At 65.0% G+C, this 3,100-nt stretch carries 1 protein-coding gene; it reads right to left on the bottom strand.

The window, feature by feature from the left end; all coding sequences use genetic code 11:
* Positions 1-195 precede the first annotated feature (195 nt).
* Positions 196-2,670 (bottom strand): NACHT domain-containing protein, encoded by a 2,475-nt coding sequence (locus ACFYOB_RS41510; protein ID WP_388570261.1) that lies wholly within the window; start codon positions 2,668-2,670, stop codon positions 196-198.
* Between the last annotated feature and the right edge of the window lie 430 nt (positions 2,671-3,100).

Genomic DNA, 3,100 nt, shown 5'->3' with positions numbered 1-3,100 from the left:
CTCCGTCCTTGAAGTAGGCCTCCTGCAGACCTTCAGCAGCCAGGGCCTGGAGCTCGGCCTCGGTGGCTCCGGCCTGCTGCGCGCCCAGCAGGCGCGCCGCGAGCTCCGGTGCCAGATGCTGGGTGATCCGGCGCATCCGCCCCTAGCAGTCCGAGGACCTGCCAGGGACCTCGCCGTGTCAACCGGGACTGAGCTCTAAAGATCGCGTTCAGGGGCACGTCGCAGGACCATCTCCCGCACTCCGGGAGAAAGTTCCGTGGCGTATTCCAGGCAGGAGGCGGCGAGTTGGTGCAGTTGCTCGCGAAAGTCCTCCTCCTGGTCACCCCGATCCACTAGGCCCTGGAGCAGCGTGGCCCGCTCGCTTGGCCGGGCGTGGCCGGTAGCCATCCTGACCACGTTCTCCCAACTCTCATCGTGAGCCATTCCCACCAGGACACCGAAATCCGCAGCCTCGACGGCAGCTCGCGCGGCTAGGTAGTCCTGGAACGACCGGTGGATGAAGGCCAATTGGCCGACGGCAGCCTCCCGGAGAACCCCGCTCCGGATGAGTAGATGGCGCAGGATCTGTTCGGCATTGCCCTGGGCAGAGACAGTTGGGATGGCTGCAAGGACTCGAGTCAGGACCTGTGCGGCAGTGGCTGTATCGGTCTCGGCCCGGAAATTGCGAGTCAACCAGTGGGCGAGGATCTGGAGCAGCTGTACGCTCTCGTGCTCGTTGATCCGGATTCCTTCGAAGGCACCGATACCACGCTCAGCGTCCCGTCGTACGAGCAGCATGGACAGAGCGGCGCCGTACAGACTCATCACCGAGCTCGGCAGCAAGCCGCGGCGATCCCGGTTCAGAACGCAGAGCAGAGAACAAAGCAGGGGCGTGGTGGCCAGAGCCGCCAGGTTCTGGTTGTGCCGCACCGTTGTCTGGATGAGATCCTCCAATACATCCAGGGTCTGACGCTCCTCCTCGTTCGCCCCCGAACGGGCAGCCGCGTGCCACAAGGAGATGGAGCTGGCCACGTCGTCGGCGCTCATCGGTAGCAGCGCGAGGCGCCTGAACCCGACATCGTCCAGCCAGTCCTCCCGCACCGAGGCCGGCCGTGTTGTGACCACATAGCAGCCACGGGGGTACTCCTCCAGAAGTGCCTGTAGCCAGTCACGTGTGCGGGTGCGCTGCTCTGGGCTGATCTCGTCGACACCGTCTACCAGGACCAACGCACGTCCATGGTCGAAAACCCGGCGAGCCCACCCCCGAGGCTGCGCGCCGTCTAATGGACAGCCAACCGCGGCCAGTAGTTCCTCCGGACTCGGGAAGGAATCCAGATCCGCAAGCGAGCGCAGAGGCAGAACGAACGGCACGCTCCCGTTCAGGTGCCCCAACAGATCAGGCAGAGTTCCCCGCGCGGCGTTGACGGCCAGCCATTGGACCAACGTGGTTTTGCCTGAGCCCGCCGTGCCCATCACTACTGTCCGCTGACGCCCGGCTAGGGCCTGCTCCACCCGCTCGACACCCTGCGCAGCGTCGGCCACCTGCAGACTCACGTAGGAAAGGTCCAGAGACCAGTGGGCGTGGCGGGACTGCCCCAGATCCACGCCGAAGATTTCTACTGCTCCGTGCCGTCGGGTCAGATACGTGCGGTAGAGCTCCTCGAACTCTGCATCCGTGCTGGGCACAGGGTTATCCGCGGTTGTACGGGACAACACCACGCCGGAGATGTTGTTCCAGGCGTTCGATGGCAGGCTGGCATTGACCTCTGCGATCTGCTCCTCTGCGGCCTGGAGGGCGTCGCTTCCCGTGTCCAGCACCGCCTGAGCCTTGCGCAGAGCTTCGGCATAGTCGTTCAGGAACACCTCGTCCGTGTCCGGCGCGGCCGGACTGGCGGTGTCGAGGCCATCCGGCTCTACGCTCTGAGCGGCCAGTGGGTCGGTGGGTTCGGTTCCCCCGGACCGCACCCGGTCGAGTTCGTCCTGGAGTCGGCCGGCCAAGCGGCGAGCCTCATCCGCCAACTGCAAGGCCTCGTCCCGATCCTGCTCAGCGCGGCGAAGTGCCTCCTCCGTGCCCTCGCGGTGACTCTTAGTCTCCCGCAGCCTCGTTTCCACCACAGTGAGGGCAACAGGATTGGGACTGCGTTCGGTGAGGAGCCTGTTCCTCTCCTGGGTGAGGTCGCCGATCTTCGTCAACAGCTGTCCCAACATGGCCAGCAGCATCATCACCAGGCGATCATTACGTACTCGGGTCTGCTCGCTGTCCCACTGCGCCTGCCGCAAGCGTTCGATCTGCTCGTACGCCGCGATAACCCGGTCCTTGGCCTCATGCAGCTGCTGTCCCGGCCCCACAAGGGTGGGGGCCGTACAGGAGGCATCCCACAGCGGCCTGACTTGCTTCAACTTCTGGTGCTGCTCGGATGCGTCGGTGGGCGTGCAGACATCCGCCACAGCCTCGACAAACGGCCAGGTGAGACCCTTTCCCGCACAAAAGTCATACAGCTTGCGCTGGGAGGGGACTATGTCGTCGGGAAAGTGATCTGGCGTCAGCCGGGCGTGGAGGGCCGCGACGGTGATCCCAGCGTCGTCCAACCAGGCGCGCAGCGCCTGGGCAATCTCGTTCAGCTCCTGGCTGGCCCCACGCAGTGCGCCCCAGGGCCGACCCGCACGACGCTGCTCCGGTAGCTCGGCCACTCCTGGCCCACCCCCCGATTTATCCCCGGACAACCCGGCGTTGTCCGCACGACAACATCCAACCCGTTCCAGACGCGGCAACAAAGCGCGATGGTCGGAAAGCGCCCCAGCCGGGGGGCGGTTCACCACAAACATTCGGGAGACTAGTCATGTCCGACCGCGAGACCCGTCGTCTCACCCTGCTCCGCGCCGCCGTCGCGGGACTCTTCTCCGGCGTCACGCGCGCTGTCACCGGCTGGGTAATCACCCATGTTATTGAACGCTAGTCGCTCGCCCGCCACCCAGGCTCTAGTCCGCTGTCCAAGGGATTCTGACTACAGACACCTTCCTGTGACTGAGAGGTTGTTGTCTTTCCGGACTTGAGGGCGGCGTTTTCGCTGGTCAGGAGTAGGGGCGGTGATTCGGTGGGAGTCGTAACCTGTCGTGTCGT

This window comes from Streptomyces sp. NPDC006463 (assembly GCF_042870715.1).
In the GTDB taxonomy this organism is placed as follows: domain Bacteria; phylum Actinomycetota; class Actinomycetes; order Streptomycetales; family Streptomycetaceae; genus Streptomyces.
This window is presented reverse-complemented; position numbering and strand designations above follow the sequence as displayed.